Raw genomic sequence first — 22,986 nt, 5'->3', positions numbered from 1 at the left:
AACATTTTACAACTTCTTTCTTTTAGCAGAGCAGCTTGCGAGGCTTTAACTTTCGAAAATTTATGCTCTTACTTTTATTTGGTATCTTTGTGTCTTTAGTTTTAACGAAAAAAAATTGATATATGTATCCACCCGAATTAGTTAAGCCAATGCGTGAGGATCTCACCAGTGTTGGGTTTGAAGAATTACATACAGTAGAGCAGGTTGATGAGGCAATTGCAAGAAAAGGTACTACCCTGGTGGTGGTGAATTCTGTTTGCGGTTGCGCGGCGGCAAATGCCCGTCCTGCAGCAAGAATAAGCCTGCAAAACAGCAAGAGACCAGACAATTTGGTCACTGTTTTTGCAGGAGTAGACCGTGAAGCTACAGAAAAGGCCCGCGATTATATGGTACCGTTCCCTCCATCTTCACCTTCTATGGCTTTGTTTAAAGATGGCGAATTGGTGCACATGTTGGAGCGCCATCACATTGAAGGTCGCCCTGCCGAACTTATCGCTGATAATCTTACTGAAGCTTACAACGAGTTCTGCTAAGAACTGTTAGCTACTGAAAGTACAACCTGTCAAAAATGACATTTTTGACAGGTTTTTTTGTGCCATTATCTGAAGTACAACAAATATCCTGAAATAATCCATGCTGCCTGAATTCTGTTTTGCACGGCAGGAATTAAATGCAGAAATTGCAGCCTTTGCAAGCAAGTGAAAATGAAAACTTTCAAAAAGATCCTTTCCTACCCGCTGTCGGTAGTTTTTTACACCTTCTTTTTTCTCAACCTGCTGGTATTCCACCTCATTCAATGGTTATGTTTTAACCTGGGAGGATATAAGCCCCACAAAAAGAGCGTTGACATCTTTAATTTCTTTTTGCTGCGCTGCCTCAATGTTCTTGGCACCCGCTTCAGCATAGAGAATGAATATAACCTGCCTACAGATAGGCCGTGTATCTTTGTGGCAAACCACCAGGGTATGTACGATATTCCGCCTATCATCTGGCATTTTAGGAAACATCATCCCAAGTTTGTGAGCAAAAAAGAATTGGGCAGGGGAATTCCGAGTATCTCCTATAACCTTCGTCACGGCGGAAACCTTCTCATAGACCGAAAAAATGGCCGCGAGGCTTTAGTGAAAATGAGCAAATTTGCCGATTACCTCAACGAGAATAATAGATCGGCAGTTATTTTTCCTGAAGGAACCCGCAGCCGCACCGGGGCTCCCAAAAAATTTGCTGTTCAGGGCTTGCAGCTGCTCATCAAGAAGATGCCTGAAGCCGTTATTGTACCCATTACCATCAACAACAGCTGGAAATTGTTTCGCTACGGAAGCTTTCCCATGGGCATAGGCGTTCACCTCAAGCTTAAGGTTCACGAACCGGTTTCAGCAAAATCAGATACTCCCGATGCCCTTGTTGCCCAGGTGGAACGCAGCATTACCGCCGACATCATCTAAAAATGCCATTTTTAACACCTTATGAATAAAGACCAGATCATTGCCAATACTGTTGATTTCGTTAAGAAAAATTTGAAAAATGCTGAAGGCGGCCACGACTGGTTCCATATTGAACGGGTATTCAAAAATGCCGAAATCATTGCCGCTTCCGAAGAAGTAAATGAGTTTATCGTAGCTCTTGGAGCCCTACTTCACGACATTGCCGATTCCAAGTTCCACAACGGCGATGAAACTATAGGCCCCAAAATAGCGAGGCAGTTCTTGCAGGAACAAAAGGTGCCCGAAGAGGATATTCTTCATGTAGAGAACATCATCAAATATATCTCCTTTAAAGGAGGTAATGAAGCACAGGAATTTCGCTCCCCCGAACTTGATGTAGTACAGGATGCCGATCGCCTTGACGCTCTTGGTGCCATTGGAATTGCCCGCACCTTTAATTATGGCGGCCACAAGGGCCGGCCCATCTTTGATCCCGATGTAAAACCGAATCTCAATATGACTAAAGAGGAGTACAAAGCTTCTTCAGCCCCAACAATAAATCATTTCTACGAAAAACTTTTCTTGCTTAAAGACAGGATGAATACCAAGACGGGAAAAAAATTAGCCGAAGAACGTCATGATTTTATGGTCAGGTTTCTTGAGCAATTCTATAAAGAATGGGGACTACCCTCTCAAAAATGGCATTTTTAGAACAGCTTCATCTGGCCATCTTTATACTGCTCGTGCAAATCACAATTTAAAACCGGACGCTCCCTGTCTTTAAGGTAAAGCTTTCGGGCAATAGCAAATTGCTGCGCCACCTGGTTGGCTATGTTTCCATCGCCCTTCATTCGGGTTCCAAAGCGGCTGTCGTTGAGATTTCCGCCGTGGCATTCTGCAATTTGATGTAGCACTTTTTCTGCCTTTCCCGGCATGGCCTTTCTAATCCATTCCGAAAATACCTCTCCAATAGCCCCATTCAGTCGTACCACCGTATATCCCACTCCGTAGGCTCCTCTTTCTGAAATCTCTTTCACCAGGGGCAGGATCTCATGACTGTTTATAGATGGAATTATAGGAGCCATCATCACGCTTACCGGAATCCCATGCGATTTCATCACTTCAATGGTTTGAAGTCTTTTCTTAATACTTGCGGTACGGGGCTCCAGGAGTTGCCGCGTACGTTCATCCAGGGAGGTGATGGAAAGATTCACCCGAACAAGGTTGTCCTTTGCAAGTTCTGCCAGAAGCTCCACATCCCGCTGAATTAAAGCATTCTTAGTTATGATGCCAACCGGATGCTTGTACTTAAGGAAAACCTGTAACAATTTTCGGGTAATCTCCAGTTTGCGTTCTACAGGTTGGTAGCAGTCTGTGTTTCCCGAAAGCACAATGGGAGCCGCTTTCCAGCTTTTACTGCGCAATTTTTGCTCTAAAAGCTCCACCGCATTCCTCTTGACCAAGATCTTCTTTTCAAAATCAAGGCCCGCCCCATACCCCCAATACTCGTGAGAATTTCGCGCATAGCAGTATACACACCCGTGTTCGCAGCCCTGGTATGGGTTTAGGGAATATTCCATACCCACATCGGGGCTGGTCACTTTATTTACTATGGTCTTGGGAAAAGTATCAATAAAAGAGGTTTTTGAAGAAGTTGCCTCTTCTCCTTCTGCCGCACAGTAGTTTAAAAAATCATTGCGAACTTCATACGAAAGCGCATCAAACCTGTTCTTTACCTGATGCTGCGCTCCTCTTCCCTTGATAAAATCACTCCCTTGCATAAGGGTCAAAAATAGGATTTTTTCCAAATAAAAGGATAAATTCCAAAGTTAATTAAAACAAAAAAGCTCCGGATGAGTCCCGAAGCCTTTTCTCAAATCTTATATTTAAAATCTGATATCTAAATTATTTTCCGGGAAAATTAGCCTTTCTTTTCTTTAAGAATGCTGAAGTTCCTTCCTTGAAATCTTCGGTTCCAAAAGAGCTTCCGAAGCCATCAATTTCCACTTCAAATCCATTAACTCCCACTTCATAATTGGCATTTACAGCCCGTATAGCTGCCGAAATTGCCACCATAGAATTGTTCATGATCTTTCCTGCAATTTTTTCAGCAAGCGGAATGAGATCTTCGGGCGTGGTAACGTGGTTTACGAGCTGGTAATCCAGTGCCTGTTGCGCATCTATCATCCCTGCTGTCATAATCATTTCCATCGCCCTGCCTTTGCCCACCAGCTGCGGCAATCTTTGCGTACCTCCATAACCAGGGATCACTCCCAGTGAAACTTCAGGTAATCCCATTTTTGCGTTGTCGCTGGCAATCCTAAAATGTGCTGCCATGGCGAGTTCGAGGCCGCCGCCAAGGGCAAATCCGTTTATTGCAGCGATCACCGGCTTTGGAAAATTGGCAACCACATCAAATAATTTCTCCTGACCTTCAGCCGCGAGACGCCGACCTTCTTTTTGGGAAAATTCAGCAAATTCACTAATATCGGCACCGGCAACAAAAGCCTTTTCGCCGCTTCCGGAGAGAATGATCACTTTAATATCGTGGTCTTCCCTGGCCGATTCAAAAGCCTCGTTAAGCTCCTCTATGGTCGCTTTGTTAAGGGCGTTTAACTTTTTTGGGCGGTTAATGGTGATGTAACCAATGTTGTTGTTCTCTTCGAACAGGATATTTTCAAAATTCATATTTATCTATTTTGGAAAATGCACCTTAAAGATAGTGCCTTTATTTAATTTGGACGAAAACTCAATGCTTCCGCCGCAACTTTCAACAATATTTTTCACCATGGCAAGGCCCAGGCCCATTCCGCTGGATTTGGTGGTGAACTTGGGCTCAAAGACCTTCTCTTTGTTCTCTTCGGAAATTCCCACGCCATTATCGGACACTATAAGGCAGGCACGGTCTTCTTCCTGGGTTACCGTTACCAGTACCGCCGGATGTTCCTCTTTTTCTACAGCCTGCACCGCATTTTTCACAAGGTTTGTGACTACCCGAATAAGCTGAGTACGATCAAACTTGGCCACTATTTCTTCTTTTTCCGAAGAAAAAAGGATGTAATCTTCATTGAAAATATCGAGTGCCAGTTTTACTATTTTTGGAACATTAAGGGTCTCATTTTGCTGCGCCGGCATCTTGGCAAAATTTGAAAAGGCCGAAGCAATGGAGCTCATGGTATCAATTTGCGTGATCAAGGTATCGCTGAACTCGTCTACCTTTTGCTGCATTTGCGGATCGTTGGGATCAAATTTTCTCTGGAAGCTTTGCACGCTTAAACGCATGGGGGTAAGCGGATTCTTGATCTCGTGTGCCACCTGCTTTGCCATCTCTCGCCAGGCCTGCTCGCGCTCGCTGGTAGCCAGTTTGGCTGCACTTTCCTCCAGCTCGTCGATCATCGAATTATATGCCGCCACGAGCGTATAGATCTCTTCACTTACATTGCCAATCTCGATCTTTTGGTTCTTCTTGTCGAGCCGGGTTTGATGTATCCTTTCCGAAACTGTTTTTAAACTGCGCGTAATGTATTTTGAGAGGAAGTAAGCCAGTAAAATGGCCAGTACCAGCATAAACAAGTACACCTCGGTAAGCTTTACAAGAAAGTTTCTAAGGTCGCGGGTGATGAAGTAATCATCTTCGAGATACGGCAGGTTGAGAATGGCCAGGGGCCTGAATTTATTATCGGTAATATAGGTGTAAGAAGACTGAAACCTTTTGTCATTTTTGACTGTCTGCCGAATGATCCTCTTTCTCGAGGACGATTCCAGCTGTTCAAGTACACTGTTGCTCAGCCGAAGATCGGTGGTATCGGGGAAAAAAGACTGGTTTGATTTTAAGATGAGATCTCCCTCAAGACTGTAAATATTAATAGGCATATTGTGCACCTGGGAAATCTCATGGATCTTGTCCCGTTCCTTTAAAATAAGGTAGAGATTTTCTTCACTAACTTCATAGGTAGTACTCTCTACCACGAACTTGATGTGCTCCCTTATTGCCTCTTCTTTGCGCTCAAGCCTTTCCTTATGATAATCCTGGGCTTCCTGCTTGTACTGCAGCACAGTTATTCCTCCAATAAGGATTGACGCCAGCAGCACCAGCACAATCATAGACAGGAATATTCGGGTTCTTAAAGAAAACTTCAAAAAAGATGGTTTTAAAATGCCAAAATACGCAACAATAATTGAACCGTTCTAATGCCCTTCGTTTCTTGTGCGTATGCGTTTATAAATTTTCACTCCCAGCATTAACATTGCAGCAAGTAAAAAGATGCCTATTAAGCCAAAGATCCAGTTAAACGCATCTTTAAGAATAACAAGAAATACTACCGCAAACAGGATAAGAGTTGATCCTTCATTCCAGAGCCTCATTTGGTTGGAAGTCCAGGTAGCTTTATCGCTTTGCAGTTGCTTAAAGATATGATGGCTTTTGCCATGATAGGCAAAAAGGAGCAACACAAATGTAAGTTTTACGTGCATCCAGGGCATTTGAAGCCAGTCTGGCACCAGGATAAGCAGCCATGCTGCAAACAAAGTAGCGAGTACAGCCGAGGGCCAGGTGATGATATACCATAACCTTTTGGTCATGATCTTTAATTGATCGCTTAAAATGCTCTTTTCAGGTTCGGGCTTATCAAGGGCTTCGATGTGGTAAATAAACAACCTCGGAATATAAAAAAGTCCGGCGAACCAGGTGATCACAAAAATGAGGTGCAGCGACTTGATGTAATTGTAGTATTCCAATTTATGCTGAAGGTTTTTTATTGGGGTTTAGGTGTGTGTGGAAGATGGCAAAGATAAGCACCAAAGTGCCTGTCAACCTGTAAATCATCACATATGGAAATTTTTTTAAGCCAATTTCTCTAAATCCCTTCCTTTTTAGTTGATAAGCTTCAGGATTTGTCTTCAAATATTCGGTAGTGTTTTCAACTTCAGAAGTAAATTCATCTCCTAAACCTTTCTTTTGATCTTCATACCATGAATATGCTTTGAACAAATCTCGCTGAGCCTCCTCCCGGAATTTCACTTTATAATTCATAAGAATCGTTAAGATTCTTTTTGACTTCTTCCCACGTATATGATTTACCTCTGCTTTGAAGATGATCTTCGTACCTCCTCATCAACTCCTCCTCCTGTTCGGCAGAAATACTTAATTCTTGAGAAAGTTCTGTATATGCATCCATCCCATACTCTTCACCGGCTTCAGAAACTCCAAAGAGTAATTCTTCTACCTTTTTTAAAATAACCTCATTCTCACAGGCGATTATCTTTTCCAGAAGTTCTAATTTTAGCTTATCCTTTTCCATAGTTTATCAAAGATAATGAAAAGCCCGTTCTAAAGCTAAGGTGTCAAAAATGGCATTATACGGTCACATTCTGGTGTGCCCACTCATCAATCCAGCGGGCCAAAACTTTCACCCAATCCTCGCGATCGTTTAAACAGGGTACGGTGGTGAATTTCTCGCCCCCGGCTTCCTCAAAGATCTCTTTTCCTTCCATAGCGATCTCCTCCAGCGTCTCCAAACAATCGGAAACAAAGGCAGGACATACAATAGCAAGGTTTTTCACACCCTCAAGCCCTTTTTTCTCAATAGTACGGTCGGTATACGGCTGCAACCAGGGATCAAACCCAAGCCTGGACTGAAATGACACTGAATATTTGCCCTTTTCGAGCCCCAGGTGTTCGGCTACCAGCTTTGTAGTCTCATAACACTGGTGACGGTAGCAGAATTGATGTGCTGCCGAAGGCGTCTGGCAACAACTGCCATCTATCTTGCAATGCGAGTTAGTGATATCGCTCTTTCTAATATGCCTTTTTGGAACCCCGTGGTAAGAAAACAAAAGATGATCAAAATCTACCCCTTTTAAAGATTCTGAAATACTTGTGCTTAGCACACGAATGTAATCATCGTGATTGTAAAAAGCAGGAACTGAAGTAAACTGCATCTGCGGAAAATGCTTTTTCCGAAGCTCCTCTGCCAGCACCAGGATGGTTTCGGTAGTAGCCATGGCAAACTGCGGATACAATGCAAAGATCAATACCTCATCCACCCCTTTTTCATGCAGCTCTTCGAGACCCGCTTTTATAGAAGGCTTCCCATAACGCATGGCCAGTGCAATTGGCACAGAGGTAAGCGCATCTACTTTCTCCTGAAGTCTTTCAGAAAGCACAATAAGAGGAGAACCTTCCTCCCACCATATTCTCTTATAAGCTTCGGCCGATTTCTTGGGCCTGGTATTCAGGATAATTCCGCGTACCAAGAGGGTGCGTGCCCAATAAGGAACATCAATTACCCTTTCATCCATAAGGAATTCATCCAGATATTTCTTTACATCTTCCGGATCTGTACTGTCGGGCGAACCCAGGTTCACCAATAATACACCTTTACTCATCTGTTAAATTTGAAGCAAAAATACGATTATTAAATTCGGCTAAAAAGCTTCAGAAAAGCTCTAAAAAAATAGTTCTATTGAAGAAACTTATAGTTTAAGCTTCCGAAGAAAGCGACATGAGATATTTTTTTGGGGTAGTGCCAAATTTCTTTTTAAAAGCTGCGATAAAATGGCTTGATGTGCTGTATCCTACTTTTAAACCTACCTCATTCACATTAAATTCGCCCGAATCAAGCAGTTTTCTGGCCGATTCCATTTTGTAATCAAAGAGGAAACTGAAAACCGAATCACCGTAGATTTGTTTAAAGCCTTCTTTTAATTTTTTCAGGCTTAAGCCAATTTCCCGTGAAAGCTCCTGTAATGAAGGCGGCTCGGCCATGTTGGCAATTATAATTTCTTTTGCCTTTCTAATTTTAAGCACATTTTCTTCGTCACTTAAAAAAGGACATTGCTCTACATTAGGTTCTTCAGACCTGTTGAAATAGAGGCTCAGCAATTCATAAGCTTTTGCCTTAAAATAGAGGTTTTTGATACTGGGCACCACATTGTAATTGGCAATTTGGTTTAAGACAATCACCATACCCGGCGTGAGCGGACTGTCTTTATAATATTGCTTATCGCGATTCTCAAGGCTGAGAAAACTCACGTAACCGGCATCTTCAGAAAAGAGGGCATGAAATTTCTTAAGGGAAATAACAATAGAGATCACCCAGCTCCCGGCCTGTAATTCCAGGTCTATTGGTAGGTCTCTTTTTGGGTTGTACAGCAGCAACGCATTCTCTTCAAGCAGCGGAATCTTGTAGTTCCCATTGTTGAAAAAGAACCTTCCTTCTCCTTTTCCTGAAAAGTGAAACTGTATAAAATTACTGTTGATATTCCGCTGAATCTTTACCCGCTCCTTTGACGGGTTTTGAAACCTGAGCAAGTAAAAACCTTCTTCAAGACGGGTTTTTTCAAAGGTACTTTGAGCGACATTTTCCTGCATGACAAAATTGGTTTTTTAGCAGCTTCTATTTAGAAACGTTCTAAACTAAAAGCTAAGTTTCCATATTTCATAGGTAAAAATAGCCCAAATAAATGATTTTAATCACTTTTAGGAACAAAATCACGTGCAGCGACAAAAAATGTACTTTGAGCGTTGTTTTTTACTTTAAGCTTAGCTTAAATTTGCCCGTTAGAATGCTATTCAGGTACATGGAAGATTACAATATTTCTAGAGGAAAACATTTTTATACCATTGGTCTTAGTTACAAGAAAGCCGATGCCGAAGTAAGAGGCCACTTTAGCCTGGACGAAACCGGAAAGAAGAATTTGCTTGAGCAGGCAAAAGCTGAAGGTATCGACGGACTCATTGTTACCTCCACCTGTAACCGGACCGAAATTTACGGTTTTGCACAGCACCCGTTTCAATTGATAAAATTGTTATGTGAGCATACACATGGTACCGTTGAAGAATTTGAGAAGGTGGCTTATGTTTACAAGAACAAAGATGCCATTGCTCACATGTTTAGAGTGGGTACCGGGCTGGACAGCCAAATATTGGGAGACTTTGAAATAATTAGCCAGATAAAATCGGCATTTATAGATTCAAAGGATATCGGAGTCTCAAATCCATTTTTAGAGCGGCTGGTAAATGCCGTGATCCAGGCAAGTAAACGCATTAAGAATGAAACAGGAATATCTTCGGGAGCTACTTCAGTAAGTTTTGCTTCAGTACAATATATTCTGAAGAATTTCGAAAATCCTTCAGAGCTTAATATTCTACTGTTTGGTACAGGAAAAATTGGCCGCAATACTTGCGAAAATCTTGTAAAACACACGAAGAACCACCAAATCACCCTTATAAACAGGACCAAAAACAAGGCAGAAAAAGTAGCCGGAAAATTTGATCTTACCGTTAAAGATTACGCCGATCTACAAGCCGAAATTAGGCAGGCAGATGTATTGATAGTGGCTACAGGAGCACAAAATCCTACCATTACCAAAGATCTTATCTTTAACAAGAAAGACCTGTTGATTTTAGACCTTTCTATCCCCAAAAATGTTTCTACTGATGTAGAAGAACTTCCGGGTGTCTCGCTTATCCACCTCGATCACCTTTCACAGATGACCGATGAAACCCTGGAAAGAAGAAAGGCCGCCATTCCCCAGGCTCATGAGATTATTACTGAAATGGAAGCCGACTTCAATTCATGGCTGGAAACCCGAAAATTTGCCCCTACCATAAAAGCTTTGAAAAAGAAACTGCGGACGATGAAAGATGCCGAAGTAGATTTTCAACGCAAAAAGATTGAAAACTTTAATGAACGGCAGGCCGAAGTACTTGGAGATCGTATCATTCAGAAGATCATGAACCAGTTTGCCAATCACTTAAAAGGCGATTCGAATAGTACCGATGAAAGCCTGGAGTTGATCCAAAAGGTTTTTCAACTTGAAGAAACCGCCAAGAGATGAGCAGGGTGATTCGTATAGGTACGCGTGACAGCGAACTGGCGCTGTGGCAGGCAAATGCTGTTAAGAATGCGCTCGAAAAGCTGGGTCACGAAACCAAACTGGTTCCGGTAAAATCTCAGGGAGACCTGGTGCTGGATAAGCCCCTGTACGAATTTGGCATTACCGGTATCTTTACTAAAACCCTTGATATCGCCATGATCACAGATCAAATAGACATCGCTGTGCATTCCATGAAAGATGTTCCTACCGCACTACCGCAGGGCATTGTAGAGGCTGCGGTCTTAAAAAGGGCAAATACACACGACATTTTGGTTCATAAAGGAACCGATTTTCTCAATGACGACGACGGTATTATTGCTACCGGAAGCCTGCGCCGACAGGCACAATGGTTACACAAATATCCTAACCACGAGATCGTAGATTTGCGTGGCAACGTCAATACCCGGCTCCAAAAACTGGAAGACAGTACCTGGAATGGCGCTGTGTTTGCAGCGGCAGGCCTTGAGCGTATAAATTTAACCCCCGAAGCTTACTTAGATCTCAAATGGATGATCCCCGCCCCCGCACAGGGAGCCATGCTGGTGGTAGCAAAGGAAGATGATGAGTTTTGCAGAAAAGCTCTTGCTGCTCTAAATCATGAATCTACAGCAGTTTGCGTGCATATTGAAAGAGAATTCTTACGAGTACTGGAAGGTGGTTGTACTGCCCCGATTGGTGCACTTGCTACCGTTCAAGACGGGACGGTGCATTTTAAAGCTGCACTTTTCAGCCTTGACGGGCAGGAGAGAATTGGGGTAGAAAAAGAAATTCCGGTTTCTCAGCACGAAGGTTTCGGTCGTAAATGTGCCGAAGAAGTATTAAGCGCCGGCGGTGACGTGCTTATGCGCAAGATCAAGGAAGAGGTAAACAACACCAAGGGTTAACTTTTTGGCCACCAATCATAAAGTCTTTTGTTTAGTAAAGAAGAAATTCACGGGAGTAAGAAAACACTTTCTAAAGAGAGAGCGGACATTAGCGTACTTTCTACAAAAAAACTGACTTCGGGCCAGAGAGAACTACTTTTGAATAAAGGAATAGGCCTCGTAGAAACTGATTTCATTTCAATAGAACCTTTAGACTTTGAAATAAAAACCCTTCCCGAAAATGTCATTTTTACGAGCAAGAATTCGGTAAGAACAATACTTCAGCATTCTCGGATGAAGGAAATTCAGCAGAAAAATATCTTTTGTGTAGGTGAAAAAACTGAAGCCTTTCTAATACAGCATGGCTTCAGGGTGTCAAAAATGGCAAATTATGGGGCCCTTTTGGCTTCAGAAATTATTGAGAGCCACAGCAAAGAAAATTTCCTGTTCTTCTGCGGAAAAAAGAGGCACGCCGAGCTTCCGGAGCGATTAAGATCGGCGGGGGTAACACTCACCGAAATAGAAGTATACGACACCCTTTCGCTGCCAAAAAAAATAGATCGTATCTTTGAGGGAGTGCTGTTTTTTAGCCCCAGCGCAGTGCGAAGTTACTGTGCAAGTAATAATTTAAAACACAGCATAGCTTTTTGTATTGGAACAACAACAGCTTCCGAAGCAAAGAATTTTACAGAAAATGTGGTCATCGCCAGCACACCGACTATCGAAAATGTCATTGTACAGGTGGTGAAGACTTTTAAATAACACTGGTGGCATACCTGCAAGGTTTTCAAAACCTTGTAGGTATTTGAACCGTATAAATATGAGACCTACAAGGTAAAAAAAACCTTGCAGGTCTGGTGAAGTAGAAAAAATGAAACTTGAAACGTTAGAAAAAGATTCGTTTTATCACCTCTATAATAGAGGTATCAATAAGGCGAACATTTTTTCTAATGAAGAAAACAAAAGATATTTTCTCAAACAGTACAACAAATATTTAGCGGAAAAGGTTTCAACCTTTGCATATTGCCTGCTTCAAAACCACTTTCACCTAATTGTGAGAATTGAAAAAGAACCTAAAGATGTTATTCAAAGCTTTTCTAATTTCTTTAATTCTTATGTCAAATCTTATAACAAAGCAGAGAATAGAACTGGTAGCCTGTTTGAAAAACATTTTAAACGAATTAAAGTAGATAGTGAAGATTACTTAAGGCAACTAATAATCTACGTAAACTTAAATCCTCTTATCCATTTTAATAAAGATTTTAAAACCTATGCTTTTTCTTCATATAAAGAAACCTTAGCCGAATCTTCTAAAATTGTGAAAGAGGAAGAAATTATGGATCTGTTTGGAGGAAAACAAAATTTTCAGGAAGTTCACGATATACGCAGACTTTATTTGTCTGCACAACTAACATTCGAATAATAAAAATTATGATAAAAAACGATCTTTTTCTTCGAGCTTTAAAAGGTGAAACTGTAGAGCGACCGCCGGTGTGGATGATGCGCCAGGCAGGAAGATATTTGCCCGATTTTATGAAGCTCAAGGATAAGTACGATTTCTTTACCCGCTGCCGCACCCCCGAACTGGCTACAGAAATTACTGTAATGCCCATTCACCAGGTAGGTACCGATGCCGCTATTTTGTTCAGTGACATTTTGGTGGTGCCACAGGCGATGAACATTGAGGTACAAATGAAACCGGGGCTGGGGCCATGGCTTCCCAACCCAGTAAGGACAACGGCTGATGTTGAAAAAGTGATTGTACCCGATGTTCATGAAACTTTGGGTTATGTTATGAAGGCCATCAAAATGACCAAGAAGGAGCTCAATAACGAGGTGCCGTTAATTGGTTTTGCAGGTTCTCCCTGGACAATTTTTTGTTATGCGGTACAGGGACAGGGTTCCAAAAACTTCGACATTGCAAAGAAATTCTGTTTTACCAATCCGCAGGCTGCCCATACCCTGCTTCAAAAAATCACTGATACAACTATAGCTTATCTGAAAACAAAAGTAGAGGCTGGTGTTGATGCAGTGCAGGTATTTGATTCGTGGGGCGGCATGCTTTCTCCCAAAGATTATCAGGAATTCTCATGGAAATATATTCAGCAGATCATCGATGCGCTAAAAACGGAGATCCCGGTAATCGCCTTTGGAAAAGGCTGCTGGTTTGCCCTTGATAGTATGGCAAAGTCGGGCGCTTCTGCACTTGGCGTAGACTGGACCTGTTCCCCGGAAATGGCAAGAAAACTAACGGGAGGCGAAATCACCCTGCAGGGAAATTTTGACCCGAGTAGGCTTTATTCGCCACCTGCTCAAATAAAACAGATGGTACACGACATGATCAACCAATTTGGAAAAGACAGGTATGTTGTGAATCTTGGCCACGGGATTTTACCCGATATTCCTGTTGAAAATGCCATCGCTTTTGTAGAAGCCGTGAAGGAGTATAAAGTTTCGTAAAAGTGGTAGTAGGTAAAAGAATAACAAGCCTTAGGTTTAGCGAACTGGTTATTCTTGTAAAGGTCTTTTTAAAACACCCTGTTTACCTTATTCCCACTTACAGGGCTACTAATAAAACGATAAAGATCTGTAACCAGTTGTATGGAAAGCTACATCATGAAAACAACAGGACCAATGCCTTTCGCCATGCACTCTGGAACTACCTTATATGCACGTACTGTGTTAACGCAGCCGGATCATTGGAGGAGGCTACCCACTGGAGTAAAATAATTACCGATCTTCATGAACGGCTTTCACCAAATGAAGGTCTTGCCAAAGCAATGGACCTTCACAACAACAAGATTGGCAGGCAGTTATTCAGAAGTAATTCTGAAGAAAAGGAAAAAATTGTACCTGTGTTACAAAAAATGATGACCGAAGCAGTAAAGGTTACAAGCCTTAGAGAAGTTGAAGAAGAGAATTATAAACTGGTATTCATAGAAGAAGTTTAACCCTAAAGATGAAGGAGAAATTTTACGCATATATACAGGACCTGCAAGATCGTATCACGGCCAATCTTGAAGCCATTGACGGAAAAGCAGTTTTCAAAGAAGATCTTTGGCACCGGGAGGAAGGCGGTGGTGGCCGCACCCGGGTCATTGAAGATGGAAATGTATTTGAAAAAGGCGGAGTGAACATCTCCAAAGTTTTTGGACCACTCGCCCCTGCCATGCAAAAACATTTTGGCGTGGGCGATGTCAACTTCTTTGCCTGCGGAATAAGCCTCGTGCTACATCCCAAAAACCCAATGGTTCCAACCGTACATGCAAACTGGCGATATTTTGAAATGTATGACAAAGATGGAAATACGGTTGATAGTTGGTTTGGCGGCGGACAGGATCTTACACCTTATTACCTTTTTGAAGAGGATGCCCAACATTTTCACAAGGTGTGTAAAACTGCCTGCGACCGGCATGATGCCACTTTTTATTCTGAATTCAAGGAAAAGTGCGACAACTATTTCTGGAACTCCCACCGGGACGAAGCCAGGGGAATTGGCGGATTATTCTTTGATTATTTAAGGCCTTCTGAAGAAAAGAGTAGCGAAGAATGGTATAATTTTGTAACCGATGTTGGAGACAGTTTCCTGGAGGCTTATCTTCCCATTGTTGAAAAAAGGAAAAGCCTCTCTTTCACCCCCAATCAGCGCAATTGGCAGGAAATAAGACGGGGCCGTTACGTGGAATTTAACCTGGTGCATGATAAAGGCACGCTCTTCGGATTAAAAACCAACGGACGAATAGAAAGTATATTGATAAGCCTTCCTCCGCATGTACAGTGGGTGTATGACCATCATCCCGAACCCGGAAGCGAAGAAGAAAAACTTGTAGAGGTGCTTCGTCACCCAAGAGCTTGGACCTGATATGTCGCTCCTCTGGAGCTCATAATACGAGATGCTTTTATTACTAAAAATATATCGCCTCTCCGAGGCTTAAATTCTTGAGTAGGTTTAAATCTATGGAATGATCAAAATTACTCTCAAGAAGCAGTAAAAACAGATTTTCACCGCAGAAAATTGCTCCGGAATGTTAATGGTGTTTATGTTCGTTAGAAAAATTATTTAATCTAAAGCAGTTTTAAAATTTAGATATTTTAAATTCGAATGGGAGAATCTGAGCTCCAGAGGAGCGAAATATTTATAGATTAAATTCATTAAAATCAAAAAAGCTCCAGAGGAGCGGCATAACAATGGCCGATACTTATTCCAAAATATACATTTATGTTATTTTCGCTGTTAAAGGTCGACATAGCCTGATTTCCAAAAATTGGGATGACGAACTCTACTCCTATATTACGGGTATAGTCAAAAATAAAGGTCAAAAGTTGCTACGAATTAATGGAATGCCAGACCATCTTCACCTTTTAATTGGAATCAAACCCGACTTGTCTCTATCGAGTCTTATTCGGGATATTAAATCAAATTCATCCCGTTTCATTAATGAAAAAGGCTGGATAAACGGCAAATTTGAATGGCAACAGGGCTTTGGTGCTTTCAGTCTTGGCCATTCCCAATTGACATCGGCAATTACTTATATTGAAAATCAGAAGGAACATCATAAAAAAAGTACCTTCCAGGACGAGTATGAGAATTTCCTGAAGAAATACAATGTAGAATATAAGCCGCAATACCTTTTTAAAGCACCGGAATAATAATACAAATTAAACAGTAATAACCGAATCTTATATCATGTTAATAAGAAACCGCAGACTTAGAACGAATGAAGTAATAAGAGGACTTGTGAGGGAAACTTCACTTACTCCAAATGATTTTATAGTTCCTCTTTTTGTTGTGGAGGGAAAAAATATAAAGGAAGAAATTGCATCAATGCCTAATTACTTTAGGTACAGCCTTGACCTTCTGGAAAAAGAAGTAAAAGAACTCTGGAACATGGGTTTAAAATCGGTACTGCTTTTCGTAAAAGTGCCTGATAACCTGAAAGACAACCACGGAACCGAAGCTCTTAATGCAGATGGCCTAATGCAAAGGGCAGTGAAAACTGTCAAAAATGCCGTACCCCAAATGCTGGTGATGACCGATGTGGCTCTAGACCCATATTCTTCTTACGGCCATGACGGGATTGTAGAAAACGGGCAAATCCTGAACGACCCAACAAAAGAAGTCCTCGCAAAAATGTCACTTTCACATGTGCAGGCAGGTGCCGATTTTGTTGCGCCAAGTGATATGATGGACGGCCGCATAAAAGCCATCAGAGAACTTTTGGAGCAGGAAAACCATTTCAACGCCGGCATATTAAGCTACAGTGCCAAGTATGCTTCAGCTTTTTATGGTCCGTTTCGCGATGCCCTGGATTCGGCACCCGGATTTGGAGACAAGAAGACTTACCAGATGGATCCTGCAAACCGCGAAGAAGCCATTAAGGAAACGTTGCAGGATATTGAAGAAGGTGCCGACATGGTTATGGTCAAACCCGGCCTTTGCTATTTAGATATTGTGCGGGAGATCAAAAATGCTGTAAATGTACCCGTCGCGGTTTACCAGGTAAGCGGCGAATATTCTATGCTCAAAGCAGCGGCCGAAAAAGGCTGGCTTGATCATGATGCCGTTATGCTTGAACAGCTCACCGCAATTAAAAGAGCCGGTGCACAAATGATTGCAAGTTATTTTGCTAAAGATGCTGTCAAACTATTATAACGGTCTACTTTTTGAGTAACTTTGGCTTGTGCAGCAGCAGCCTAAAATAGGGATAAAATTACTGGTCCTTTTCCTTGCATTTTTCAGCATTGGAGGGGGATCAGGATATGCTTTTAATTTTTCTGAAGTACGTGAAGAGCAATCGTCTTCTTCCGAAAAATTAGCTGCTGCCAATCCACTTTCAGTGGCCTACAGGGAGAATTTATTCCAGGAGCTTCCCGAGCTTCAGCAGAACCCCTGGCCCGTCATTTCTTCTTTAGCATTTAATTCTTTTAGCCTTTGCGAAAATCCATCCGGGGCATCCTATTTCAGCTTTAATAGAGATTTACGAAAGGATTTAAAAATTCAGCTTTTCCCCAAACATTTTTTCTTGTGAACGCCATCCTTTTTTGCAAAATATCAGGATAACAAAATAAATCGTTCACAATAAATTATATAAAAATGGATACAGCATCCACCCTAATGGGTTTGGGACTACTAATCTTATTCATAGCTCCCGTTGGTTACCTCGTTTACAACCAGTCACACAAAGAGAAAAAACGAGCCAAAAAAATGGCATTTTTGGCAAGCAAAAAAGGCTATAATCTTGATGAAATTGAGAATACTCATGGTTTGTCTATAGGTCTTGATAAAACTGCCGGAAAGTTCCTCCTTTTGAGGTCTGCTGAAAAGGCCGATCTACAGGAAATCGATCTTAAAGACCTGATGAAGATTGAGATCGTCAAGATTGATGAAGATGAGAAAAACACTCAGGCTCTCGATGAGATAAGAGAAATCTCTCTCGTGCTGAAAAGCAAAAGCAACGAAGACAAAAGGCTTATTTTTTATGCCGAGGAAGAAGATCCTGTTACCGAGAAAAATAATCGGCTGGACAGGGCTATAAAATGGCAAAAAACTCTTCAGAAGTATTGTAAGTCATAAAAAATATTCGAATTTGAATGAAAAGAACAGGAGCCGAAAGAGCTCCTGTTCTTTTTTTTTACAGCTTCTTCAACCGTGACTGCTGCTGCCATTATTAAGAAATATCTGACGTATTTACCCCTTCCCACGGCTGCTGATCCTGGCTTGAAAGTCCAGTGAAATATAGGGGTTTAAGAATGTTTTAGGTTTGTTTTAGTAAAATTTCACAGGCTCCTCATGTACCTTTGAAAATATCGGGCGGTGAGGAAACTCAGCCCTTTTTTTTCCGCAGAACATATCTCCCCCTTCTGTACTTCTGCCGGAAAAAATAACTAAAAGGTTTTCTTATATAAACTGAAATAAACTCAACTAAATGAACCAAAAAACTACTTCCAAAATAGCACTTGTTACGGGCGGAAGTAGTGGCATGGGCAAAGCAATAGCCCAAAAGCTGAGTAAAGAAGGGGTAAGAGTGGTTGTAGCCGACCTTCAAAAAGGGCATTTTAAGGAGGAAAATATTCAGTTTCGCCATTGTGATGTAAGAAAGGCTGAAGATATTGATGAACTATATTCTTGGACCACAAAGAATGTAGGTCATCCCGATTATCTCATCATAAACGCAGGGCAGGGTATCAAAGAAAAACTTTTTGAAGGAGACCCCGAAAAATGGAAGGCAGTACTGGAGACAAACCTACTGGGCCCTCTAAGGTGCATCAGGGCTTTTACTCCGCACATGATGTCTCAAAAAAAGGGAAATGTGGTGTTCATTTCTTCAGTTTCGGCCGGCCAGCCTCACGCTTATGGGGGCATTTACGCAGCTTCAAAATCTGCGCTTGAGGTAATTGCTGAAACCTTAAGGCTGGAGTCCCTTCCGCACATCAACGTTACCGTGGTAAGCCCTGGCATTGTAAATACCTCCTTTTTTGACCATGAAATCTCCGGAAATGCTTCCGTAGAAGAAATGGGCATGGGCGCAATCGCTCCTGAAGAAATAGCAGAAGACGTGTGGTATGCACTAAACAAGAAAAAAGGTACCAGCATAAATAAAATCATAACCAGACCATTATTACAAAACTTCTAACCAACCAAAATTAACCAAATGCAGAAGAAAGTATTAATCACCGGAGGAGCAGGATTTATAGGGTCTCATCTTGCAGATGAGCTCTTGAATGAGGGATATACAGTCAGGGCACTGGACAACCTGTCGGAACAGGTGCATGGAGAAAATGCTACCCGCCCCAATTACCTCAACCCAAATGTAGAACTGCAAATAGGAGATGTGCGCGATAAAGCGGCTGTTAAAAAGGCTCTTGAAGGCATAGATGCCGTAGTACACCTTGCAGCGATGGTAGGGGTAGGACAAAGCATGTACCAAATCAAGGACTACACCGATGTTAATAACGTGGGCACGGCAGTACTTATGGAGGCTTTGATGGACAACCCGGTGGAAAAATTAGTTACTGCATCAAGCATGAGCATTTATGGGGAAGGCCTTTACCTCGATGAGGCCGGGGAGAAAAGGATGGACTGTGAACGCAAACTTGCCGACCTTAAAAAAGGACAGTGGGAAATGTATGACAGCAATGGGAAAGAACTCAAACCTGTACCGACTCCCGAGTCTAAAACTCCCAATCTTTCTTCGGTCTATGCCCTTTCAAAATATGACCAGGAACGACTGAGCCTCATAACAGGAAAAGCCTACAATTTTCCAACTACGGCTTTAAGATTCTTTAACGTTTATGGCACCCGCCAGGCACTCTCCAATCCCTACACCGGAGTGCTGGCGATATTTGCTTCCCGCCTGCTTAATGACAATCCGCCAATGATCTTTGAAGATGGTAAACAGAAGCGTGATTTCATTCATGTAAAAGATGTAGCCCGTGCCATTCGCCTGGCTATGGAAAAACCAGAAGCCGATGGAGAGGTATTTAACATAGGGAGCGGTAACCAGTACAGCATCCTTGAGATTGCAGATAAACTTGCAGGTGTAATGGGCAAAGAAAATATTAAAGCTGAAGTGACCGGAAAATACCGGGTTGGCGATATAAGACACTGCTTTGCAGACAATACCAAAACAAGAGAGAAACTGGGTTTTACTCCCGAAGTGAAATTTGAAGACGGATTATTTGAACTTGCCGAATGGCTCAAAACCCAAATAGCCACAGATAATGTGAGCAAAGCAAGCAGCGAATTGTCTTCCAGAGGTTTAACCGTGTAAAAGAATAGCGATGAAAGTAAAGAAGAATTTAAATAATAATACTCCTTCACTCGGCATTCTGGAATGGTTTAGACCGGGTGAACACGAGGAAGTGAAAGCCGCGATAGAGGATTTTATAAAACTTGGAATTAAGCATTTACGCACAGGAATTTCGTGGGCCGACTGGTATGTAGAAGGTACAGAGGAATGGTACGACTGGCTATTTGCCGAACTTGCTCCCCATGTTGAGATACTGCCTTGCTTCCTTTATACGCCGCCATCAATTGGTGAGATGCCGAAGACTTCGGCGCCACCTAAAGACCTCAAATCCTACGCCGATTTTATTGACACCATGATCACACGGTACGGGGAATATTTTGAATGGGTTGAACTGTGGAACGAGCCAAATAACAAGGTGGAATACGATTTTACCCTTGATTATTCCTGGAACAAGTTCTCTACCATGATAGGTATGGCGGCACATTGGGCTCAAAAAAGGGGAAAAAAGACCCTGCTTGGAGGGATGAGTCCCATTGACCCAAACTGGATGCAGATGATGATTGAGCAGAAAGTGCTTGATCATATAGATGCCGTGGGAATTCATGGTTTCCCTCATGTTTTTGACCAACAGTGGAAAGGCTGGGATGTCAATATCAAGTGCATAAAAGAAGTGATGGAGAAATTTGGGTACAGTAAAGAGATCTGGATCTCTGAAGCCGGTTTCTCCACCTGGCAAAATGATGAAGTAAAGCAATACCAGGAATTTAAAAATGTTCTCAATGCCGATGCCGACAGGATCTACTGGTATTCTTTAAAAGATCTCGACCCCGTAAATTCCACCGTTGGTGGTTTCCACCTTGATGAGAGGGAATACCACTTCGGATTAAAAAAGACTGACGGCACCAAAAAGCTGCTGTACAAACTCCTTGAGAAAAATGGTCTTGAACAGGTAAAACATCAGGATTATATTCAGAAACAGTACAGGGTAAAAACCGATGAGAAATATACCTTAATCACCGGAGGTGCCGGTTTTATTGGCACCAATCTCGCTTCAAGATTCCTTTCTGAAGGAAAAAAGGTGATGATCTATGACAGCCTATTCCGCGATGGGGTTGAAGAGAATCTTCAATGGCTTCAGAAGGAATATGGAGATAAGCTCATTATTCAAATCTCAGACATCAATGAAACGCGAATACTACAGGAATGCGTGAACCATGCTTCCGAAGTTTTCCATCTCTGCGCACAGGTTGCTGTGACATCATCGGTCACCAATCCTATTCACGATTTTAACGTAAACCTCAACGGCACCTTCCATCTTCTGGAAGCCATAAGAAAGAGTGAACATCAGCCGTCATTGATCTTTACTTCTACCAACAAGGTTTATGGAAATCTTCAGGATGTAAAAATGGTTGAAAATGAAACCAGGTTCTATCCTGCCGATTCAAAAATTAAAGAATATGGGATCAACGAAAAGATCCCGCTCGACTTCCATAGCCCTTATGGCTGCTCAAAAGGAGCTGCAGATCAGTATATTCTTGATTATTCGAGAACCTACGGCCTAAAAACGGCTGTATTCAGAATGAGTTGCATCTACGGCCCACACCAGTTTGGTACCGAAGACCAGGGCTGGGTAGCGCATTTCTTAATAAGTGCACTTGAAGATAAGCCAATTACGATCTACGGAAACGGCAAACAAGTGCGGGACATTCTCTTTGTAGAAGACCTGATTGATGCCTTTATGCTGGCCCACAAGAACATTGATAAACTGGCGGGGCAGGTATTTAATATCGGCGGCGGACCTCAAAATACAGTGAGTCTCCTGGAGATCCTTAACACCATAAGGGAAAAAGCCGGAAAAGAAATGAACGTGAGCTTTGAAGACTGGCGTACGGGAGACCAGTTCTACTATGTTTCCAACACCAGTAAATTCAAAGAAGCCACCGGCTGGCAGCCCAAATATTCTGTAGATAAAGGAGTTGAACACCTTCTGAAATGGCTTTGTGAAAACCGCAATATCAAATTACCTCAAAATTTAAATTCCACAAAAGAAATCGCTATATGAGTTCACCGCAGGCCGTACAGGAAAAAGCACCTGTAGAAGAAAACACTGCAACTGCAAAAGCCGCAGTTTTACAAGCCCCTCAAAAAGTTGATGTTGAACAAATAAAAGTAGCTGAACCCGGCCAGGGAGAAGTACGAATAAAGCTGGAAGGCAGCGGCGTATGCGCTTCAAACATTCCGGTTTGGGAAGGCCGCGACTGGTTCAATTATCCCGTTACTCCAGGAGAACCGGGACACGAAGGCTGGGGGGTGATAGAGGCCGTGGGAGAAGGAGTGACAAAATTTAAAAAAGGCGACAGGGTAACTGCCCTCACCTATAATGCCTATGCCACGCACGATATAGCAAAAAAAGAAAGCACAGTAAAACTCCCTGCTTCTTTAGAGGGAAAACCTTTCCCCGGTGAACCCCTTGGCTGCGCCATGAACATCTTTGAACGCAGCGATATCCAAAAAGGGCAAAAAGTGGCTATAGTTGGGAGCGGATTTTTAGGACTGCTGCTCATTCAACTGGCCAAATCGGCCGGTGCCGAAGTTATTGCCGTTTCCAGAAGGGAATTCTCCCTGGAAGCCGCCAAAAAAGCAGGAGCCGATCATTTGATCGAGATGGATGATCACTACAAGATCATTGAAAAAGTAAAGGAATTAACCGAAGAAAACTTTTGTGAGCGGGTGATAGAATGTACAGGAAAGGAATGGCCGCTTAACCTCTCCATAGAACTTACCGGCGAAAGGGGTAAACTCATTGTTGCTGGCTTTCATCAGGACGGGATGCGCAGCGTAAACGTGCAAATGCTCAACTGGCGCGGCATAGATATGATAAGTGCCCACGAGAGAGATCCGCAGCAATACATAAAAGGGATCAAAAATGCCATAAAAGCCGTGGAAGACGGGAAAATGGATCCTTTCCCGCTGTTTACCCACAAATTCTCTCTTGAAGAAATGGAAATAGCCTATGAACATTTAACCCAGAGGCCAGACGGATTTATTAAAGCTTTAATTGTCAACTAA

Annotated in this window: 25 protein-coding genes; 17 read left to right on the top strand and 8 right to left on the bottom strand. The window is 42.3% G+C overall.

Translation table 11 applies throughout. The features are described 5' to 3' along the window. Positions 1-122 precede the first annotated feature (122 nt). The 3 genes from V5739_RS08190 (at position 123) to V5739_RS08180 (ending at position 2,135) form a co-directional block, all read left to right on the top strand. A complete protein-coding gene (locus V5739_RS08190; RefSeq protein ID WP_423820378.1) occupies positions 123-533 on the top strand; it encodes a BrxA/BrxB family bacilliredoxin in 411 nt (136 codons plus the stop codon). A gap of 171 nt (positions 534-704) precedes the next feature. After that, positions 705-1,445, top strand: a complete 741-nt coding sequence (locus tag V5739_RS08185; protein WP_423820377.1) for a lysophospholipid acyltransferase family protein — start codon at positions 705-707, stop codon at positions 1,443-1,445. Between the two features lie 21 nt (positions 1,446-1,466). Next, complete coding sequence (locus tag V5739_RS08180) at positions 1,467-2,135, top strand: HD domain-containing protein (RefSeq protein WP_423820376.1); 669 nt, start codon at positions 1,467-1,469, stop codon at positions 2,133-2,135. Here the strand turns inward: V5739_RS08180 and V5739_RS08175 are convergent. From V5739_RS08175 to V5739_RS08140, 8 genes are all read right to left on the bottom strand, one after another. Beyond that, positions 2,132-3,205 (bottom strand): PA0069 family radical SAM protein, encoded by a 1,074-nt coding sequence (locus tag V5739_RS08175; protein ID WP_423820457.1) that lies wholly within the window; start codon positions 3,203-3,205, stop codon positions 2,132-2,134. The genes V5739_RS08180 and V5739_RS08175 overlap by 4 nt on opposite strands. 124 nt (positions 3,206-3,329) lie before the next feature. Next, positions 3,330-4,112, bottom strand: coding sequence for an enoyl-CoA hydratase/isomerase family protein (locus V5739_RS08170; RefSeq protein ID WP_423820375.1), 783 nt, complete (start codon positions 4,110-4,112; stop codon positions 3,330-3,332). 6 nt (positions 4,113-4,118) lie between these two features. Beyond that, positions 4,119-5,528 carry a sensor histidine kinase gene (locus V5739_RS08165; protein ID WP_266070862.1) on the bottom strand — a complete coding sequence of 470 codons (1,410 nt, stop codon included), beginning with the start codon at positions 5,526-5,528 and terminating at the stop codon, positions 4,119-4,121. Positions 5,529-5,612: 84 nt separating this feature from the next. Beyond that, positions 5,613-6,161, bottom strand: coding sequence for a CopD family protein (locus V5739_RS08160; RefSeq protein WP_423820374.1), 549 nt, complete (start codon positions 6,159-6,161; stop codon positions 5,613-5,615). 1 nt (position 6,162) lies between these two features. Next, positions 6,163-6,456 (bottom strand): type II toxin-antitoxin system RelE/ParE family toxin, encoded by a 294-nt coding sequence (locus tag V5739_RS08155; protein WP_423820373.1) that lies wholly within the window; start codon positions 6,454-6,456, stop codon positions 6,163-6,165. Further along, positions 6,446-6,724: a hypothetical protein gene (locus tag V5739_RS08150; RefSeq protein ID WP_423820372.1), complete on the bottom strand. Its 279-nt coding sequence runs from the start codon at positions 6,722-6,724 to the stop codon at positions 6,446-6,448. Before V5739_RS08150 ends, V5739_RS08155 begins: the two co-directional genes overlap by 11 nt. Before the next feature lie 55 nt (positions 6,725-6,779). Beyond that, positions 6,780-7,811: a ferrochelatase gene (gene hemH / locus V5739_RS08145; RefSeq protein ID WP_423820371.1), complete on the bottom strand. Its 1,032-nt coding sequence runs from the start codon at positions 7,809-7,811 to the stop codon at positions 6,780-6,782. Between the two features lie 94 nt (positions 7,812-7,905). Beyond that, on the bottom strand, positions 7,906-8,796 hold the full coding sequence (locus V5739_RS08140; RefSeq protein ID WP_266070846.1) for an AraC family transcriptional regulator: 891 nt from the start codon (positions 8,794-8,796) through the stop codon (positions 7,906-7,908). 209 nt (positions 8,797-9,005) lie between these two features. Here V5739_RS08140 and hemA point away from each other — a divergent pair, with 209 nt between their 5' ends. The 14 genes from hemA to V5739_RS08070 all read left to right on the top strand — a co-directional run bounded on the left by hemA (position 9,006) and on the right by V5739_RS08070 (position 22,986). Next, the gene (gene hemA / locus V5739_RS08135) at positions 9,006-10,265 is read left to right on the top strand and encodes a glutamyl-tRNA reductase (RefSeq protein ID WP_423820456.1); all 1,260 of its coding nucleotides are present in this window, start codon (positions 9,006-9,008) and stop codon (positions 10,263-10,265) included. Then, complete coding sequence (hemC, locus tag V5739_RS08130) at positions 10,262-11,188, top strand: hydroxymethylbilane synthase (RefSeq protein WP_423820370.1); 927 nt, start codon at positions 10,262-10,264, stop codon at positions 11,186-11,188. Before hemA ends, hemC begins: the two co-directional genes overlap by 4 nt. Before the next feature lie 27 nt (positions 11,189-11,215). Then, positions 11,216-11,929 (top strand): uroporphyrinogen-III synthase, encoded by a 714-nt coding sequence (locus V5739_RS08125; RefSeq protein ID WP_423820369.1) that lies wholly within the window; start codon positions 11,216-11,218, stop codon positions 11,927-11,929. A gap of 109 nt (positions 11,930-12,038) precedes the next feature. Further along, on the top strand, positions 12,039-12,590 hold the full coding sequence (locus V5739_RS08120; protein ID WP_423820368.1) for a transposase: 552 nt from the start codon (positions 12,039-12,041) through the stop codon (positions 12,588-12,590). Between the two features lie 8 nt (positions 12,591-12,598). Next, the gene (gene hemE, locus V5739_RS08115) at positions 12,599-13,627 is read left to right on the top strand and encodes a uroporphyrinogen decarboxylase (RefSeq protein ID WP_423820367.1); all 1,029 of its coding nucleotides are present in this window, start codon (positions 12,599-12,601) and stop codon (positions 13,625-13,627) included. A 2-nt stretch (positions 13,628-13,629) separates the two neighbouring features. Beyond that, entirely contained in the window at positions 13,630-14,118 is a 489-nt protein-coding gene (locus V5739_RS08110; RefSeq protein WP_423820366.1) for a DUF6973 domain-containing protein, read from the top strand. 8 nt (positions 14,119-14,126) lie between these two features. Continuing rightward, positions 14,127-15,029: an oxygen-dependent coproporphyrinogen oxidase gene (gene hemF / locus V5739_RS08105; protein WP_423820365.1), complete on the top strand. Its 903-nt coding sequence runs from the start codon at positions 14,127-14,129 to the stop codon at positions 15,027-15,029. A gap of 326 nt (positions 15,030-15,355) precedes the next feature. Then, positions 15,356-15,817 (top strand): IS200/IS605 family transposase, encoded by a 462-nt coding sequence (gene tnpA / locus V5739_RS08100; RefSeq protein WP_423820364.1) that lies wholly within the window; start codon positions 15,356-15,358, stop codon positions 15,815-15,817. Positions 15,818-15,854: 37 nt separating this feature from the next. Beyond that, positions 15,855-16,820, top strand: a complete 966-nt coding sequence (gene hemB / locus V5739_RS08095) for a porphobilinogen synthase (protein ID WP_423820363.1) — start codon at positions 15,855-15,857, stop codon at positions 16,818-16,820. A gap of 441 nt (positions 16,821-17,261) precedes the next feature. Then, positions 17,262-17,741 (top strand): hypothetical protein, encoded by a 480-nt coding sequence (locus V5739_RS08090; RefSeq protein ID WP_423820362.1) that lies wholly within the window; start codon positions 17,262-17,264, stop codon positions 17,739-17,741. Between the two features lie 352 nt (positions 17,742-18,093). After that, positions 18,094-18,801 carry an SDR family oxidoreductase gene (locus V5739_RS08085; protein WP_423820361.1) on the top strand — a complete coding sequence of 236 codons (708 nt, stop codon included), beginning with the start codon at positions 18,094-18,096 and terminating at the stop codon, positions 18,799-18,801. Between the two features lie 18 nt (positions 18,802-18,819). Next, positions 18,820-19,938, top strand: coding sequence for an NAD-dependent epimerase/dehydratase family protein (locus tag V5739_RS08080; RefSeq protein ID WP_423820360.1), 1,119 nt, complete (start codon positions 18,820-18,822; stop codon positions 19,936-19,938). A gap of 10 nt (positions 19,939-19,948) precedes the next feature. Further along, the gene (locus V5739_RS08075; protein WP_423820359.1) at positions 19,949-21,979 is read left to right on the top strand and encodes a GDP-mannose 4,6-dehydratase; all 2,031 of its coding nucleotides are present in this window, start codon (positions 19,949-19,951) and stop codon (positions 21,977-21,979) included. Then, positions 21,976-22,986, top strand: a complete 1,011-nt coding sequence (locus tag V5739_RS08070; protein WP_423820358.1) for an MDR/zinc-dependent alcohol dehydrogenase-like family protein — start codon at positions 21,976-21,978, stop codon at positions 22,984-22,986. Before V5739_RS08075 ends, V5739_RS08070 begins: the two co-directional genes overlap by 4 nt.

It is taken from the genome of Salinimicrobium sp. TIG7-5_MAKvit (genome assembly GCF_049569215.1).
Classification (GTDB): domain Bacteria; phylum Bacteroidota; class Bacteroidia; order Flavobacteriales; family Flavobacteriaceae; genus Salinimicrobium; species Salinimicrobium profundisediminis.
Note: the sequence above shows the minus strand (reverse complement) of the source record. Positions and strands in the feature narration are given on the sequence as shown.

Excerpts from the sequence above, each read along its gene's own strand:
- V5739_RS08190 (WP_423820378.1), top strand. The coding sequence starts at position 123 with ATGTATCCACCCGAATTAGTTAAGCCAATGCGTGAGGATCTCACCAGT.
- V5739_RS08185 (WP_423820377.1), top strand. The coding sequence starts at position 705 with ATGAAAACTTTCAAAAAGATCCTTTCCTACCCGCTGTCGGTAGTTTTT.
- V5739_RS08180 (WP_423820376.1), top strand. The coding sequence starts at position 1,467 with ATGAATAAAGACCAGATCATTGCCAATACTGTTGATTTCGTTAAGAAA.
- V5739_RS08175 (WP_423820457.1), bottom strand. The coding sequence starts at position 3,205 with ATGCAAGGGAGTGATTTTATCAAGGGAAGAGGAGCGCAGCATCAGGTA.
- V5739_RS08170 (WP_423820375.1), bottom strand. The coding sequence starts at position 4,112 with ATGAATTTTGAAAATATCCTGTTCGAAGAGAACAACAACATTGGTTAC.
- V5739_RS08165 (WP_266070862.1), bottom strand. The coding sequence starts at position 5,528 with ATGATTGTGCTGGTGCTGCTGGCGTCAATCCTTATTGGAGGAATAACT.
- V5739_RS08155 (WP_423820373.1), bottom strand. The coding sequence starts at position 6,456 with ATGAATTATAAAGTGAAATTCCGGGAGGAGGCTCAGCGAGATTTGTTC.
- V5739_RS08150 (WP_423820372.1), bottom strand. The coding sequence starts at position 6,724 with ATGGAAAAGGATAAGCTAAAATTAGAACTTCTGGAAAAGATAATCGCC.
- hemH (WP_423820371.1), bottom strand. The coding sequence starts at position 7,811 with ATGAGTAAAGGTGTATTATTGGTGAACCTGGGTTCGCCCGACAGTACA.
- V5739_RS08140 (WP_266070846.1), bottom strand. The coding sequence starts at position 8,796 with ATGCAGGAAAATGTCGCTCAAAGTACCTTTGAAAAAACCCGTCTTGAA.
- hemA (WP_423820456.1), top strand. The coding sequence starts at position 9,006 with ATGGAAGATTACAATATTTCTAGAGGAAAACATTTTTATACCATTGGT.
- hemC (WP_423820370.1), top strand. The coding sequence starts at position 10,262 with ATGAGCAGGGTGATTCGTATAGGTACGCGTGACAGCGAACTGGCGCTG.
- V5739_RS08120 (WP_423820368.1), top strand. The coding sequence starts at position 12,039 with ATGAAACTTGAAACGTTAGAAAAAGATTCGTTTTATCACCTCTATAAT.
- hemE (WP_423820367.1), top strand. The coding sequence starts at position 12,599 with ATGATAAAAAACGATCTTTTTCTTCGAGCTTTAAAAGGTGAAACTGTA.
- hemF (WP_423820365.1), top strand. The coding sequence starts at position 14,127 with ATGAAGGAGAAATTTTACGCATATATACAGGACCTGCAAGATCGTATC.
- tnpA (WP_423820364.1), top strand. The coding sequence starts at position 15,356 with ATGGCCGATACTTATTCCAAAATATACATTTATGTTATTTTCGCTGTT.
- hemB (WP_423820363.1), top strand. The coding sequence starts at position 15,855 with ATGTTAATAAGAAACCGCAGACTTAGAACGAATGAAGTAATAAGAGGA.
- V5739_RS08090 (WP_423820362.1), top strand. The coding sequence starts at position 17,262 with ATGGATACAGCATCCACCCTAATGGGTTTGGGACTACTAATCTTATTC.
- V5739_RS08085 (WP_423820361.1), top strand. The coding sequence starts at position 18,094 with ATGAACCAAAAAACTACTTCCAAAATAGCACTTGTTACGGGCGGAAGT.
- V5739_RS08080 (WP_423820360.1), top strand. The coding sequence starts at position 18,820 with ATGCAGAAGAAAGTATTAATCACCGGAGGAGCAGGATTTATAGGGTCT.
- V5739_RS08075 (WP_423820359.1), top strand. The coding sequence starts at position 19,949 with ATGAAAGTAAAGAAGAATTTAAATAATAATACTCCTTCACTCGGCATT.
- V5739_RS08070 (WP_423820358.1), top strand. The coding sequence starts at position 21,976 with ATGAGTTCACCGCAGGCCGTACAGGAAAAAGCACCTGTAGAAGAAAAC.